This window comes from Lentibacter algarum, assembly GCF_018860975.1.
GTDB lineage: Bacteria > Pseudomonadota > Alphaproteobacteria > Rhodobacterales > Rhodobacteraceae > Lentibacter > Lentibacter algarum_A.
Genome location: NZ_JAHKQI010000009.1, coordinates 219,816 through 234,044 on the forward strand (window position 1 = coordinate 219,816; position 14,229 = coordinate 234,044).

At 58.3% G+C, this 14,229-nt stretch carries 14 protein-coding genes; 5 read left to right on the top strand and 9 right to left on the bottom strand.

The features are described from left to right. Window positions 1-11 precede the first annotated feature (11 nt). Both leuB and KO498_RS14965 read left to right on the top strand, forming a co-directional pair. Complete coding sequence (gene leuB / locus KO498_RS14960) at window positions 12-1,118, top strand: 3-isopropylmalate dehydrogenase (protein ID WP_215960723.1); 1,107 nt, start codon at window positions 12-14, stop codon at window positions 1,116-1,118. A gap of 58 nt (window positions 1,119-1,176) precedes the next feature. After that, entirely contained in the window at window positions 1,177-1,752 is a 576-nt protein-coding gene (locus tag KO498_RS14965; RefSeq protein WP_215960724.1) for a GNAT family N-acetyltransferase, read from the top strand. A 57-nt stretch (window positions 1,753-1,809) separates the two neighbouring features. Here KO498_RS14965 and KO498_RS14970 read toward each other — a convergent pair whose 3' ends face one another. Both KO498_RS14970 and KO498_RS14975 read right to left on the bottom strand, forming a co-directional pair. Next, entirely contained in the window at window positions 1,810-2,055 is a 246-nt protein-coding gene (locus KO498_RS14970) for an aldo/keto reductase (protein ID WP_252731470.1), read from the bottom strand. Window positions 2,056-2,470: 415 nt separating this feature from the next. Further along, the gene (locus KO498_RS14975; protein WP_215960725.1) at window positions 2,471-3,652 is read right to left on the bottom strand and encodes an MFS transporter; all 1,182 of its coding nucleotides are present in this window, start codon (window positions 3,650-3,652) and stop codon (window positions 2,471-2,473) included. Window positions 3,653-3,736: 84 nt separating this feature from the next. Between KO498_RS14975 and KO498_RS14980 the strand changes: the two genes are divergently transcribed. Beyond that, on the top strand, window positions 3,737-4,633 hold the full coding sequence (locus KO498_RS14980; RefSeq protein ID WP_215960726.1) for a LysR family transcriptional regulator: 897 nt from the start codon (window positions 3,737-3,739) through the stop codon (window positions 4,631-4,633). Between the two features lie 218 nt (window positions 4,634-4,851). Here the strand turns inward: KO498_RS14980 and KO498_RS14985 are convergent, their stop codons facing one another. The 3 genes from KO498_RS14985 to KO498_RS14995 all read right to left on the bottom strand — a co-directional run bounded on the left by KO498_RS14985 (window position 4,852) and on the right by KO498_RS14995 (window position 6,324). Beyond that, a complete protein-coding gene (locus KO498_RS14985; RefSeq protein WP_215960727.1) occupies window positions 4,852-5,250 on the bottom strand; it encodes a RidA family protein in 399 nt (132 codons plus the stop codon). Between the two features lie 63 nt (window positions 5,251-5,313). Continuing rightward, the gene (locus KO498_RS14990; protein ID WP_215960728.1) at window positions 5,314-5,712 is read right to left on the bottom strand and encodes a DUF6220 domain-containing protein; all 399 of its coding nucleotides are present in this window, start codon (window positions 5,710-5,712) and stop codon (window positions 5,314-5,316) included. 3 nt (window positions 5,713-5,715) lie between these two features. Beyond that, complete coding sequence (locus tag KO498_RS14995) at window positions 5,716-6,324, bottom strand: NAD(P)H-dependent oxidoreductase (RefSeq protein WP_215960729.1); 609 nt, start codon at window positions 6,322-6,324, stop codon at window positions 5,716-5,718. 92 nt (window positions 6,325-6,416) lie between these two features. Between KO498_RS14995 and KO498_RS15000 the strand changes: the two genes are divergently transcribed. Then, window positions 6,417-7,313 (top strand): LysR family transcriptional regulator, encoded by an 897-nt coding sequence (locus tag KO498_RS15000; RefSeq protein WP_215960730.1) that lies wholly within the window; start codon window positions 6,417-6,419, stop codon window positions 7,311-7,313. A 162-nt stretch (window positions 7,314-7,475) separates the two neighbouring features. On the opposite strand, the gene KO498_RS15005 is transcribed toward KO498_RS15000, so the two are convergent. After that, on the bottom strand, window positions 7,476-9,737 hold the full coding sequence (locus KO498_RS15005; RefSeq protein WP_215960731.1) for an adenosylcobalamin-dependent ribonucleoside-diphosphate reductase: 2,262 nt from the start codon (window positions 9,735-9,737) through the stop codon (window positions 7,476-7,478). A 131-nt stretch (window positions 9,738-9,868) separates the two neighbouring features. Here KO498_RS15005 and KO498_RS15010 point away from each other — a divergent pair, with 131 nt between their 5' ends. Beyond that, a complete protein-coding gene (locus tag KO498_RS15010; RefSeq protein WP_215960732.1) occupies window positions 9,869-10,300 on the top strand; it encodes a DUF1489 family protein in 432 nt (143 codons plus the stop codon). A gap of 599 nt (window positions 10,301-10,899) precedes the next feature. Here the strand turns inward: KO498_RS15010 and hisG are convergent. From hisG to hisS, 3 genes are read right to left on the bottom strand one after another with little or no spacing between them, the layout of a single operon-like run. Continuing rightward, window positions 10,900-11,592 (bottom strand): ATP phosphoribosyltransferase, encoded by a 693-nt coding sequence (hisG, locus tag KO498_RS15015; RefSeq protein WP_215960733.1) that lies wholly within the window; start codon window positions 11,590-11,592, stop codon window positions 10,900-10,902. Further along, complete coding sequence (locus KO498_RS15020) at window positions 11,589-12,677, bottom strand: ATP phosphoribosyltransferase regulatory subunit (RefSeq protein WP_215960734.1); 1,089 nt, start codon at window positions 12,675-12,677, stop codon at window positions 11,589-11,591. Before KO498_RS15020 ends, hisG begins: the two co-directional genes overlap by 4 nt. Then, window positions 12,677-14,161 (bottom strand): histidine--tRNA ligase, encoded by a 1,485-nt coding sequence (hisS, locus tag KO498_RS15025; RefSeq protein WP_215960735.1) that lies wholly within the window; start codon window positions 14,159-14,161, stop codon window positions 12,677-12,679. The genes KO498_RS15020 and hisS overlap by 1 nt, the downstream gene beginning before the upstream one ends. Window positions 14,162-14,229 lie beyond the last annotated feature (68 nt).

Consider the following 14,229-nt stretch of genomic DNA (forward strand, 5'->3'; position numbering starts at 1 on the left):
GGAACACCGACATGAGCAACCCTTCGCTACTTATCCTCCCTGGTGACGGTATCGGCCCCGAAGTCATGGCCGAAGTCCGCAAGATCGTCGATTGGTTCGGGGCCAAGCGTGACCTCGTTTTTGACGTCAGCGAAGACCTCGTCGGCGGTTCGGCCTACGACAAACACGGCACGCCCCTGCACGACGACACGATGGAAAAAGCCCAACAAGTTGACGCTGTTTTGCTTGGCGCTGTTGGCGGTCCAAAGTATGACAACCTCGACTTTTCCGTAAAGCCCGAGCGCGGCCTTTTGCGCCTGCGCAAAGAGATGGACCTGTTCTCAAACCTGCGCCCCGCTCAATGCTTTGACGCTTTGGCCGATTTCTCATCCCTCAAGAAAGATGTCGTTGCTGGCCTTGATATCATGATCGTGCGCGAACTGACCTCCGGCATCTACTTTGGTGAGCCGCGCGGCATCATCGAGGAAGGCAACGAGCGTGTCGGCATTAACACGCAGCGCTACACCGAAAGCGAGATCGCCCGCGTTGCCCGCTCGGCGTTTGAGCTGGCCCGCAAGCGCGGCAACAAAGTTTGCTCGATGGAAAAAGCCAACGTCATGGAGTCAGGTATCCTCTGGCGCGACGTGGTCACAGAAGTGCACCAAGCCGAGTATGCCGATGTCGAGCTCAGCCACATGTATGCCGACGCAGGCGCGATGCAACTCTGCCGTTGGCCCAAGCAATTTGACGTGATCGTCACCGACAACCTTTTCGGCGATATCCTCTCAGACATGGCCGCGATGCTCACGGGCAGTTTGGGCATGTTGCCCTCGGCTTCGCTCGGTGTTCCCATGGCCAATGGCCGCCCGAAGGCGCTCTATGAGCCGGTGCACGGCTCAGCGCCCGACATCGCCGGCCAGGGCAAAGCCAACCCGATCGCATGTGTGCTCAGCTTTGCTATGGCCCTGCGCTACAGCTTTGATCAGGGCACGGAAGCCGACCGTCTTGAGCAGGCAGTTGAGAAGGTGCTGGCCGACGGCCTTCGCACCGCTGACTTGCTCGGAGAAGAAGGCGTTACACCTGTCAGCACCTCGGAAATGGGCGACGCTATTGTCGCCGCGTTGACAGCCAGCCTCTAAGCCGCCAACTCACCGGAAGAGGCCTTGCAGGATTTGCGAGGCCTCTTATCTTTTAAGAATGGTTGATATCATTCACGGGCTGCCCGAAGGCATGGAAGACGCCGCCGCAGCGCTATACTGGCAGGCATTTGGCGAAAAATTCGGCAAGCTGCTAGGGCCTGATGCCCGAGCGCTTCGTTTCTTTTCAGGCAGCATCAACCGCAAAGCGATCCTTGCCGCTGTCGAGGGCGACACTTTGCTCGGCATTGCGGCTTTTCAGGTTGATAACAAAGGGTTTTCAACTGCTGGAGCGGGCGAAGTATTCAAGCATTACGGCCTCGGTGCGCTTTGGCGACTGCCGTTGTTGGCCTTGCTTGAACGCGAGCCGCCAGAGGGCACTTTGCAAATGGACGGCATCTGCGTGGGCGACGCCGCGCGCGGTAAGGGTGTCGGCACTGCGTTGCTTGAGGCCTTGTTTGCACGGGCAAAATCTGATGGTTTTAGCCACATCACCCTTGATGTCATCGACACGAATCCGCGTGCAAAAGCCCTTTACGAGAGGCTCGGTTTTGAGGCGGTAAGTCAGGAGAGCACGTCATTCATGCGCTTGTTCCTCGGTTTTTCAAAGGCAACTCGCATGTCGAAACGGGCATAATTATGCCACGTGGTCGGTCTCGACTTGGTGTTTGGTGACGGGTATTGGCCCTGCAGTTCACATGCAGGACCTGTGTAGTAGCAAAAGGTCCACATAGTCTGTTCCCAGTCGTTCCAAAGACGCATCGGCGGCAGCGGTGAAGGCTTCTGGCGCGAAGTGTTCCGGCAGAATTTTGGTGGTGAGGAACATCTCATCGCGGCGGACATCGGCGCGGCGCAAACCTTCGCCGACCTGCGTTTCATTGTCATAGGCTTGTGCGGAGTCAATATGGCGGAACCCTTCAGACAGAGCCGCGGCCACCATTGTGTTTTCTTATGCAAATTCAGGCATGACGTGCGCAGCCAACTCGGCCAGATCATCTTCGATTTCGCGCTGCGATTGACGCAAGTTAAGGGCGATGAGGGCAACGGGTCGAACACCTGCCCTGCATCCCCGAAGCTGGGATCGTGGACTGGCACGTCCCGCAGCCAGACGGCGTCGAGGCCGAGGTTTTCGACGAGCTTCACGCCCTTGGCAGGGTTTGAGATGTCAGGCGCGTCAAAGGGGCGACCTTCGGTACGGGCACGGCGTTGTCCGGCCTCAGACCAGTCGCGGTCCAGTGGCAATTCAATGCCAAAACTCATGCGGTCTTTGTAAATCAGATTGAAGGCCGACATGATACCAACCTCCTGTTCAGTGTTTCGCCCCGCCGCATCAAAGACGCTGCGGGGCGCTGAGGTTATTCGGCAGCGACGGCTTGGGGGGCGGCGCCGTTCAGGCGGCCGGACAAGCGCACCAGAACGATCCCGACAACCACCACACCAGCAGCAATGTAGGGGGCAGCCGCAAGGCCGATGCCTTCGACCACAAGCCCACCGGCCCATGCGCCGCCGGCAATGCCGAGGTTGAACGCACCGATGTTCAGGCCAGAGGCCACATCAACCGCACCGGGCGAGACTTCGCGTGCGATTTGCACGACGTAAGACTGCAACGGCGGCACGTTGGCGAAGGCAAAACCACCCCAGAAGGCCGCAACCGCGATGGCCGCAATCGGGCTGGTCAGGCACGCGCCCAGTGCGACCAGTGATATCGCAAGACCCGCAAAGATCACCGTCAGGGAGGCCACTGCGCCGATACGGTCAGCCAGTTTGCCGCCGGCTATGTTGCCCACTGCGACAGATGCACCGTAAAGCAAAAGCACCAAGCTAACCGCGCCCGCAGACAGGCCCGTGACTTCGTTCAGCATCGGCGCAAGGAAGGTGAAGGCGATGAAGTTGCCGCCATAGCCGACAGCCGTGATCAGGTAGACCAGCAGAAGACGCGGCGAAGTCAGCACCTGTAATTGGGCTTTGATCCCCGCCGAGGCGACTTTGGTCAGGTTCGCGGGCACCAAGATGGCAGAAGCAATGAAACCGATGACGCCCAGAGCGACAACGCCAAGGAAGGTCGACTGCCAGCCAAAGTTTTGGCCGATGAACGTTCCCAAAGGCACACCCGTCACCAGCGCGACAGTCAGACCGAGGAACACCAGCGCAATAGCCGAGCTTTCCTTTTCCGGTTCGACAAGATCGGTCGCGATGGTCGAGGCGATGGCAAAGAACACGCCGTGCGCGAGACCGGTGATAAAGCGTGCGGCGACGAGGCTGCCATAATCCGGCGCAAAGGCGGCATAGCCATTGCCGAGGATGAACAGCCCCAGCAAGAGCAGCAACAGCGTTTTGCGCGGCACGCGATCCGCCATTGCCGTCAGCACCGGCGCACCGATGGTCACGCCAAGCGCATAGAGGCTGACCAGCATGCCAGCAGACGGAATAGAAACGCCAAGATCGGCGGCGATGGTGGGAAGCAAGCCGACGATAACGAACTCGGTCGTTCCGACGGCGAAAGCGCTGATGGTCAGCGCCCAAAGGGCAAGGGGCATCGGTGTTCTCCAATAAATTTGATGTCGACGCCGTATATGCCAGCCGCTATCTATTGCGAGAATAGACAATTTTGGAATGGATCATTGCAAAAATTGCACGAATTGTTGCGCATGGGGGATTTGGCCGCTTTTGTCGGGATCGTCGACGATGGCGGCTTTGCTGAATCTGCTCGGCGCAGGGGGGTGTCTGCCTCTACGCTCAGCCGGTCGGTCACGCGGCTGGAAGAGCAGTTGAAGGTCACGTTGCTAAGGCGCACGACGCGGTCTATCGAAATCACCCCTGAAGGTGCTGCTGTTCTGGCCGAGGCGCGCGAGATTTTGGACCGCAGCGAGGCCCTGCAAGAGATCGCAACAAGCGGACAAGCCCCCGCGGGGCCACTGCGTGTAAACGCACCGGTTCCTTACGTTCTGCATGTTCTCGCCCCGCGTTTGGCTGAGTTTCACGCAAAGTACCCTGACATCAAGTTGTCGATCGATATGACCGACACGCTGGTCGACTTGATTGGTAGCCATGCGGACGTTGCCATTCGGCTGGGCCAGCTGCCTGATAGCGACATGTTGCACCGTCCCTTGGGGCGTACAGCTTGGAAATTGGTGGCTGCGCCGGAGTATCTTGACCGCAACGGCTGGCCAGAAATACCCGCCGACCTCGCACAGCTGGAGCAAGTACGGTTCGCGGCACCCGATCATATCAACACATTGCGCTTTGCTGGTCTGTCCTCTCCCGTGACAGTGCCCACCGCCATCACCGCAGGCAACGGAGAGGCCGTGCGCCAGATGGTCTTGGGCGGTCTGGGCATCGCGCGGTTTTCCGATTTCATGATCGCTGACGATATCCAAGCCGGGCGTTTGATTGAGCTGTTTCCCGGCCAACTCGACGCCGCCCCTTTGAATATCTCAGCGCTCTACCTTACCCGCGTCTCGGGCCTGCGGCGACTGGGGGTTTTTCTTGACTGGGTGGGGAAAATTGGTGGAGGCTAAGTCATGCGAGCGCCTTTGATCATGTATAGCGCTTCCGTGCAAAGCGTGGCCTCAAAAGGTAACTCCGCGTTAGCCCTATACAGACATTTATTTGTATGTCCGCTGCCTGGAAGTTGCACCGCAGCACCACGACCTAATGCGGTTTTTGTGCATTCACCTTGATTGCCCAATCACACGGCCCTGTTCCTTGACGCTATATCCATCAATAGCATCACGACCTAAGCGCAGCCGGGAATTCGGGCGATCACCTTAATTTCAAAGTCAAACCCGGCGAGCCAGTTCACACCTACGGCTGTCCAGTTAGGGTAAGGCTTTTCAGGAAAAGCGCGATCCTTCGCCTGCATGATGTCACCGAACTGGGCTTCGGGATCTGTATGAAAACTTGTGACATCGATGATGTCGCCGAGGGAGCAGTCTGCGGCGTGCAACACCTCGGTCAAGTTATCGAAGGCGCGCTGAACTTGCGTCGCGAAATCGGGCTCCGGTGTTCCGTCTTCGCGGCTCCCCACCTGGCCCGAAACGAACAACAAGTCGCCTGAGCGGATGGCCGCAGAATATCGGTTGGTGTCATACAGGTCTTGGCGGCCTGACGGGAATACGGGGTCTGGTTTGGTCATAGGGTGTCCTTTGGGCTGAGAAATTTGCGATGTGCAGGGCGGTAATCGCACAGGTATTGCGGGTTAGGAGTGTAAGGCACGGCGGCGTTCGGTCTTGGCCAGCAACACGAGGGCAGCGATCAGCAGCAGGCTTGCATTGAAAGGGTGCAGCGCAAGCATGGTCGCCCCGCCTGTGGCCAGCGCAATCTGAACCCCGTAAAGCGCCAGAGCGGCCAAAGCCCACCATGCGAACCCGCGCAGATAACCATTGGCGCAGGCCATAATGGCCATGACAACGACCGGCACACCGGCCAAGCCGCCGACCATGCCGTGGATGGACCACGGCAGGCCCGCGAAGAGAGACTGTCCGGCGAGAAAGAACTGACCCGCGAGGGCGACGGGGAGCAATCGGGCTGACCACACAAACAGGGCGGGCGTGCCGCGCTCGAGAGCGACGAGGGTATCGTGCGTGCTTGCGGTCATGGCTCAGACCTCTGCCGCTTTGGCAACCCGTGGGGTCGCGATGAACGCTTGAAGCGCACGGGTGTAGCTCTGGGCTGCGGCTGCCAATGCGGCCTCATCGAGCTTGTCCGCTGAAAACGTCAGATGTGGCGCATGCCACGGCAGGCCGCACCGATGCGCCATCGCTTTCAACGGGGTGAAAATTTCGTCGACCGAATAGTGATTTTGACCTGACCGCGTATAGGCTTCGGCTACGTTGCCAAGCGTCGCGGCCACCATCAACGGCGTCCCAGCAAGGCGCGCGCCCTCTTCTTGTGGAAAGACATAGTACATCCGCGTCAGCACGGCGTCTTGCCAAGCCTTCAAAATCGACGGCGTCGCATACCATTGCACAGGAAATTGTAGCACAATGCGGTCGGCTCCAAGCAACAATTGGGCATCGGCCTCGGCATCCGTGAACATGTCGATGTGCCCATCGGGATAGCGTGCCTGCACATCGATCGCGGTCACGCCTTCAATGCCTTGCGCCGCACGAAACAAAGCCGCATTGGCGACAGATTTTTCAATATCGCGGTGGAACATAAGTAAGAGTGTCTTGGTCTTGGTCTTGGTCTTGGTCTTGGTCTTGGTCATAGTCTCAGTCCTTATGGGTTCGTTTGACCAAAACGTAGATCCGCCAAAGAAATAATTCCAACTGATATAATATATAGTGTATTATTGATTTCATGAATTTAAGATCGATCGACTTGAACCTGCTCGTGGTGCTGGATGCGCTGTTGGACGAGGCCCATGTGAGCCGTGCGGCGCATCGGCTGAACCTCTCCCAACCCGCGGTTTCGAACGCGCTGCAAAGGTGTCGCGATCTGTTTGATGACCCGTTGCTCGAGCGCGGACGTGGCGCAATGCGGCGGACCGCGCGGGCGGAAGCGCTGCGGGGGTCTCTTAAATCCATTCTAAGCGAGCTGAATGACCTTGTTGACCCGCCGGAAACCCCGTTGCACACCTTGCGCCAAACCGTGCGGCTGACGATGGCAGACGACCCGACATTTCTGATCGCGGGGCCGCTTCTAACGGCATTACAGTCCACCGCCCCGGGGGTGACCCCAATTTTCCAACCTTGGAACGGCAGCACGGCAGCGGCGCGTGATTTGCTGAGTGGCGAAACAGACATTGCCGTTTCGGTCTTTGGGCACCAGATCGAGGGCATCGAACAGATCACACTTTTTGAAGAGACATATGTTGTTGCGATGCGGCGCGATCATCCTGCTGCACAGGCGTTTGATCTGGATGCGTGGCTGGCATTCCCGCATGTCCTGATGTCCGGAACAGGAGAGGCGCAATCACCTTTGGATGCTCAACTGGCGGCGATAGGGCGATCGCGTCGTGTTGGTGCGGTTGTGCCCTCCTTCCAACTTGTCCCGTCGCTGTTGGCGCACACAGATCATATCGCGATGTTGCCCAAACACGGGTTCGATCAAAACGCGCATCCGCTTTTGACCAGCTTTGATCCGCCGATTGAGGTCAGCGGCTTCCCCTTGCATCTGGCCAGCCACACGCGCCAATCGAACAATCGCGGGGTCCAGCATGTGATTGCCGCGATCAGAGAGATTTTTCTCGTTTGAAACCAAGGTCGGTCTGAATGTCCATAACGGTCGTTCTCTTGCCCTGCTACGCCCCGAGGGCGTTCGAGCTCCAAAATTGCAAGTTAGCTGTCGATAAGTGGCAAATCGACGTCAACAAGTGTCACCTTAGGTGTCATTTCACACTCGCATGCGTCGTGAACTTTAGCCGCACTTGCTGTGCCCACAACTGGCACAGGTCATACAGCCCTCAACCATCCGCATGTCAAACTGTCCGCAAGAGGGGCACGATTTGCCCCGTGGTGCATCAAGGTTAACGACATCCGCTGTTGGATCAACTTTGAGCCCCATGCCTTCACCTTCGATGAAACCGGTGGCAATCATGTGTTGCTCGATCACGCCGCCTATCGCCGCGAGAATCGAAGGAATGTATTTTCCGCCCATCCAGGCACCGCCGCGCGGATCAAACACCGCCTTGAGCTCCTCGACCACAAAACTCACGTCCCCGCCGCGCCTAAACACCGCCGAGATCATCCGCGTGAGCGCAACTGTCCAGGCAAAATGCTCCATGTTTTTGGAGTTTATGAACACCTCAAAGGGGCGTCTGTGCCCGCCGACGATCACGTCATTCACTGTCAGATAAATCGCATGCTCGCTGTCGGGCCATTTGAGCTTATAGGTGTTGCCCTCAAGCGCGTTGGGGCGGTCAAGTGGTTCTGACATATAGATAACTTCGGCGCCTGTGTCGGCTTCGGCGGCGACTTCGCTGCTTTCTGACACACTCAACACCGAGCCGGTGATGTCGTTCGGGCGGTAGGTTGTGCAGCCTTTGCAGCCGGTATCCCATGCCTCCATATAGACTTCCTTGAAAGCCTCAAAGCTGATGTCTTCCGGGCAATTGATGGTCTTGGAGATCGAGCTATCAACCCATTTTTGCGCCGCCGATTGCATCTTGACGTGTTCGAGTGGGGCAAGTGTTTGCGCGTCGACAAAGTGATCTGGCAAGGGGGCATCGCCGAATTTTTCACGCCAGAGAGCGACTGCATAATCAACGACTTCCTCCTCGGTGCGCGAGCCGTCTTTCTGCAGGACTTTGCGGTTGTAGGCGTAGGCAAACACCGGTTCGATCCCGGAGCTGACGTTGCCAGCGTAAAGGCTGATCGTTCCGGTCGGGGCGATCGAGGTCAACAACGCGTTGCGAATACCGTGTTCTGCAATTTCGCTGCGCACATCCTCGTCCATCGCTTGCAGTGAACCGCTGGCGAGAAATGCGTCAGCCTCAAACAGCGGAAACGCGCCCTTCTCGCGCGCCAAATGCGCCGAGGCCCGATACGCGGCGCGGGCGATCGCGTGCAGCCAATGCTCGGTTTGACGCGCCGCCTCGTCGGAGCCATAGCGCAAGCCAACCATGAGCAAAGCATCTGCAAGCCCCGTCACACCAAGGCCGATACGCCGTTTTGCCGCCGCTTCTTGCGCTTGTGCCTCAAGCGGGAATTGCGAGGCATCGACGGTGTTATCCATCATCCGCACGGCTGTCGCGACAAGCGCTTCAAGTTCGGCCACATCCAAAGTTGCCGCATCTTCGAACGGGTCCTTGATAAGCCGGGCAAGGTTAACAGAACCTAAAAGGCACGCACCGTAGGGCGGCAAAGGCTGCTCGCCGCAGGGGTTTGTTGCCGCAATTTGTTCGCAATAGTTGAGGTTGTTCATCTGGTTGATCCGGTCGATGAAAATCACCCCCGGCTCGGCAAAATCATAGGTAGACTGCATGATCTTATCCCAAAGGTCACGCGCCTGAATTGTGCTGTAGGTCTTGTCATTGAATTTCAGATCCCAGCTCTTGCCAGCTTTCACCGCTTCCATAAACGGGTCGGTGACCAGAACCGACATGTTGAACATCCGCAAGCGAGCGGGGTCTGACTTGGCGGTAATAAAGTCAATAATATCAGGGTGATCGCAACGCATTGTTGCCATCATTGCACCGCGACGCGAGCCCGCTGACATGATCGTGCGGCACATTGCGTCCCACACATCCATAAAACTTAGTGGCCCTGAGGCATCGGCGGCGACGCCGGAAACGCCTGCGCCCTTGGGGCGGATTGTCGAGAAATCATAGCCGATGCCTCCGCCTTGCTGCATGGTTAATGCGGCCTCGCGGAGCATGTCAAAAATGCCACCCATACTGTCGGGGATCGTGCCCATGACGAAGCAATTGAACAGTGTTACCGCACGGCCTGTTCCGGCGCCTGCTGTTATCCGTCCAGCGGGCAGAAACTTGAAGTCTTCCAAGGCGTTGTAGAAGGTTTTCTCCCATTTAGGAGCATCCGTTTCAACGCTTGCCAAGGCCTTGGCAATACGTTTCCAGCTGTCTTCGACGGTGGCGTCGATCGCGGTGCCATCGGCCTCCTTGAAACGGTATTTCATATCCCAAATCTGCTCGGCGATTGGTGCAGAAAAACGGCTCATAGACTGGCTCCTAGACGGGCGGGTTGGCAAGGCTTTAAGTGATACATGAGAAGCGGGTCAATCTTCAATGGTCAATCTTCAATGGTAGAATCATGCTGCGAGTCATATTGTACCACATATAGAGGACATTGATGACAAGCATGATACATCTTGTGAAATTAAGCGTCGGAACGGACACTCCTGAAACGCTTGAAGCGTGGCAGAAGAGCCGTGCTGCACTGCACCCAGAGCGCTTGCCGCAGCATGTGACTCGCATGTGGCCCAAGCGCGAGGACGAGCTCCTCGCAGGAGGCAGCATTTACTGGGTGATCAAGGGCTCGATCCAGTGTCGACAAAGGATCGTTCGGCTTGATGAGGTGATCGGGGAAGACGGGATCAGACGCTGTGCTATCGTGCTTGATCGCGAGGTTATACGGACCACAAACGCTGTCAAACGCCCCTTCCAAGGCTGGCGCTACCTGACCGCAGAAGACGCGCCCAAAGACCTTGCCAAGGGGCGTGAAAACGATGATGCGATCCCGGCGGATCTGGCTGGCAAGCTGGCGGAAATCGGAGTGTTGTAACCGAGCTGCGAACGCTATGGTTAACGCGCATTTCCGGCTAGAAAACCGCTGCACAACCCGTACATACCACAGTGCATATACCAGTGCATAATGCGTGCTGACAGTTTTGACGCGCGCCCTGCAGTGCAAACTGGTTAACAGAGCTCGAAAAGTGTTAATGTTGCGAATGACTCGCAATTCTGCCGCGCCACCCCATATAGAGCGTATGGACAGACGAAACTTCTTACGATCCGCCGCCGCAGCCGGGCTTGTGCCTTTGCTGCCCGCCCTCCCCTCGGCCAGTGCCGCCGCGACGGTCGCAGCACCTGTGGTCAATGATTTCATGTATGGCATGGCCGCGTTCAATGCGCGGCTCCGCGGAGTTAGCTCTCCGGCAAAAATCGCGCGCGATCTCGGGATCACCAAGGACGCCGCGAGTGTTATGCAGAACCGTTTGGTCCAAGACGGGCTGGTTGGCCTACCTAATGCGACAGGGCTTGCCCGCACCACCGAGCCATTTGCGCAATCTATCGAAGCACGACGGCGCACGGCGGAGCGACTGAAGGATATCGCGAAAGACAAGTTCGAGCGAATTCTGGAAACGCAGCCCGAGGCTGAAGTTAGAGCTGAAGGTGATGCAGAAGACTCGTCATCGCCTCACGCTCGGCCTCATCCAGATCAGGATTGCGCGCCCGAAACAGCGTTGCTTCCGAACGCAGAACCGGACCATCTGACAGAATCTTGAGATGATTGGCGCGCAGGGTGTCGCCCGTTGAGGTGATGTCTGCAACGGCTTCGGCTGTCTCGTTTTTGACGGTGCCTTCTGTCGCGCCCTGGCTGTCGACAAGCTGATAATCAGCCACACCGTGGTCGCGCAGATAGTCACGCACAAGGCGGTGATACTTGGTGGCAATGCGCATCCGGAAGCCGTGTTGGGTGCGAAAGGCGGCGGCGGCGGCGTCAAGGTCATCAAGTGTGTCAACATCAACCCAAGCCTGCGGCACAGCAACGATCAGATCGGCAAAGCCAAAACCGAGCGGGGCGAGTTCTTCAACCCGTTGTTCCCACTGGCCGAGTTTTTCGCGGATCAAGTCGGTTCCGGTGACTCCAAGGTGAATGCGCCCTGCCGCCAGTTCGCGCGGGATTTCACCAGCAGAGAGCAACACCAGCTCGATGCCATCGACACCCTCAACCAAACCAGCATACTCGCGGTCAGACCCCGAGCGCGATAGAACAATACCCCGCGCTGCGAACCACTCGAACGTCTTTTCCATCAGGCGGCCCTTTGAGGGCACTCCGAGCTTGAGCGTCATGCTGTTCCCCCCTTGAGCATCATCATCAGACCGGGGCGAACGACGCCACCTACAGCGGGAATTTCTTCGCCATTGCCCAGTTGCCGCGTCAGCGCGTCATAGCGCCCGCCGCTGGCGACAGGGGGGAGGTCGGCGCGCTCCTGGGCGTAAAAGCCAAAGACGAAACCATCGTAATATTCCATCGAGGCGCGGCCATAACTGGCTTCAAACTGCAGGTTTGCCACATCAACGCCACGGGCTTGCAGGGCTGCGGCGCGGCGGCCCAAGCGCTCGACTGCGGCGGCGATGCTTGGCATGTCGACAGCGATGTCGCGCAGGTGCTCAAGCGCATGTGGCAGGGCTTCGCTGACCGAGAGGATCGCGTCCATCAGCTGCACTTCATTGTCAGAGAGCGGCGCTGCTTTGGCGTCTTCACGCAGGGTGTTGATGCGGGTTTCAACCTCGGCTTTGCTGCGCAGGCCAATGTTCGGGCCAGCCTCTGCGAACGGGTCATCGGCGGCAAGCAATGCTGCACGAGAGGCCGGAACGTCAGCGCGGCCAGAGTAACGCTCTATCAACGCGCGAAAACGGCGTGGGCGCCAGATGTGACGCAAAAGCGCAGCCTTGCGGGCTTCGGTTGTTTGCAGACCTTCAACTGCGGCCATGAGAATACCGATATCACCCGTTGCAGCACGCAGCGGCAGGCCGCGCAGCACCGATGAGATCAGCGCAAACACTTCGGCTTCGGCCTCTTCGGGTGCGCCGCGCTCGAACACTTCGTAGCCGACTTGCAGGTATTCACTGGCGCGGTTGCTATCGTCTTCCTGCCGGCGGAACACTTCGCCTGCGTAGGTATAACGAGCCGGTTCTGCACCATGAGCCATGTGCATTTGCACCACCGGAAGCGTAAAATCGGGCCGCAGCATTTGCTCGCCTTTGAGGGCGTCTGAGGTGACATAGGCCCGCGCGCGGATGTCTTCTCCGTAGAGATCAAGCAAGGTTTCGGCGTCTTGCAGAACCGGCGTGTCGATGACCTGCGCACCCGCCACTTCAAAGAGGGCACGCACGCGCGCGGCTTCGGCACGTTTGGCGAGACGGTTGGGCATTAGTCCTGCTCTTCCAGTATGCTTTTCACCTTGGCGACAAGTTCGCTGCGCGGCACTTCAAACTGGCTCGGGCGGGCTTTCCACTCTTCAAGGGTGGCGTTTTCAGCGATCTTGGCTCCGAGGACGAGGTCTTTGATTTGCACAAGGCCTTTATCAAATTCGTCACTTCCGGCGATCACCGCAACAGGGCTTGCGCGCTTGTCGGCATACTTGAGCTGGTTGCCGAAGTTCTTGGGATTGCCAAGGTAAACTTCAGCGCGGATGCCAGCTTGGCGCAGTTCGGCGACCATTGTCTGGTAGTCGGCCATGCGTGCCTTATCCATCACGGTGACAACAACAGGGCCTTGAGCTTCGCTGCTCAGGCGGCCTTTTTCGCGCAGGGCTGCGAGCAGGCGATCAACACCGATGCTGACGCCGGTTGCAGGCACTTCCTGCCCAGTAAAGCGCTTGACCAAGTCGTCGTAGCGCCCGCCGCCCGCGACCGAGCCGAACTGACGTTTGCGGCCCTTTTCATCGAGGATTTCAAAGGTGAGCTCGGCTTCATAGACGGGGCCGGTGTAGTAGCCAAGGCCGCGCACAACGGACGGGTCGATGACGATGCGGTCAGCGCCGTAGCTTTGGGCGGCTAGGAGATTGGCAATTTCAGCGAGTTCGTCGATGCCCTCTGTGCCGACTGTGCTCTCGCCGACAGCCGCGCGCAGGTTGGTGAGTGTCTCATCGTTGCTCGCGCCTTTGGAGGTCAGAAAAGCGACCACGGGCTCGGATTGCTCGTCGGTCAGGCCGACACCGTCGATGTAGGCGCCGGATGCGTCCAGCCGCCCCTTGCCGAGCAGCTCGCGCACGCCTGCTTCACCGACTTTGTCGAACTTGTCGATGGTGCGAAGCACATTGGCTTGCTGGGCCTCGTCAGTCACCCCCATCGCTTCAAGCACACCGTTGAGAACCTTACGGTTGTTGATGCGCACGATGTAGTCGCCGCGCGGGATGCCGACCTTTTCCAGCGTGTCTGACAGCATGGCGCAGATCTCGGCGTCGGCGGCGACAGAGGCCGTGCCGACTGTGTCAGCGTCACACTGGTAAAACTGGCGGAAGCGGCCCGGGCCGGGCTTTTCGTTGCGCCAGACGGGGCCCATTGTGTAGCGGCGGTAGGGTGTCGGCAGATCGTTGCGGTGCTGGGCGTAAACGCGGGCCAAAGGCGCTGTCAGGTCATAGCGTAAAGCGAGCCAGTCGCCGTTTCCGTCTTCCTCAAACTCCTGCCAAGCGAAGACGCCTTCATTGGGGCGGTCAACGTCAGGAAGGAACTTGCCGAGCGATTCCACAGTTTCAACAGCCGAGCTTTCAAGCGCGTCAAAGCCGTATTGGTGATAAACACCGGTGATCAGCCGCAGCATCTCTGCGCGCTCGCTGACTTCAACACCGAAATAGTCACGGAACCCCTTGGGCGTTTGGGCCTTGGGGCGCGGGGCTTTTTTCTGCTTGGCCATGGGCTTGTCCTTGCCTTTGATCTTGCCTTGAACACTTGCGCTTGGCTCTAACTGACTACGGCCAAAGG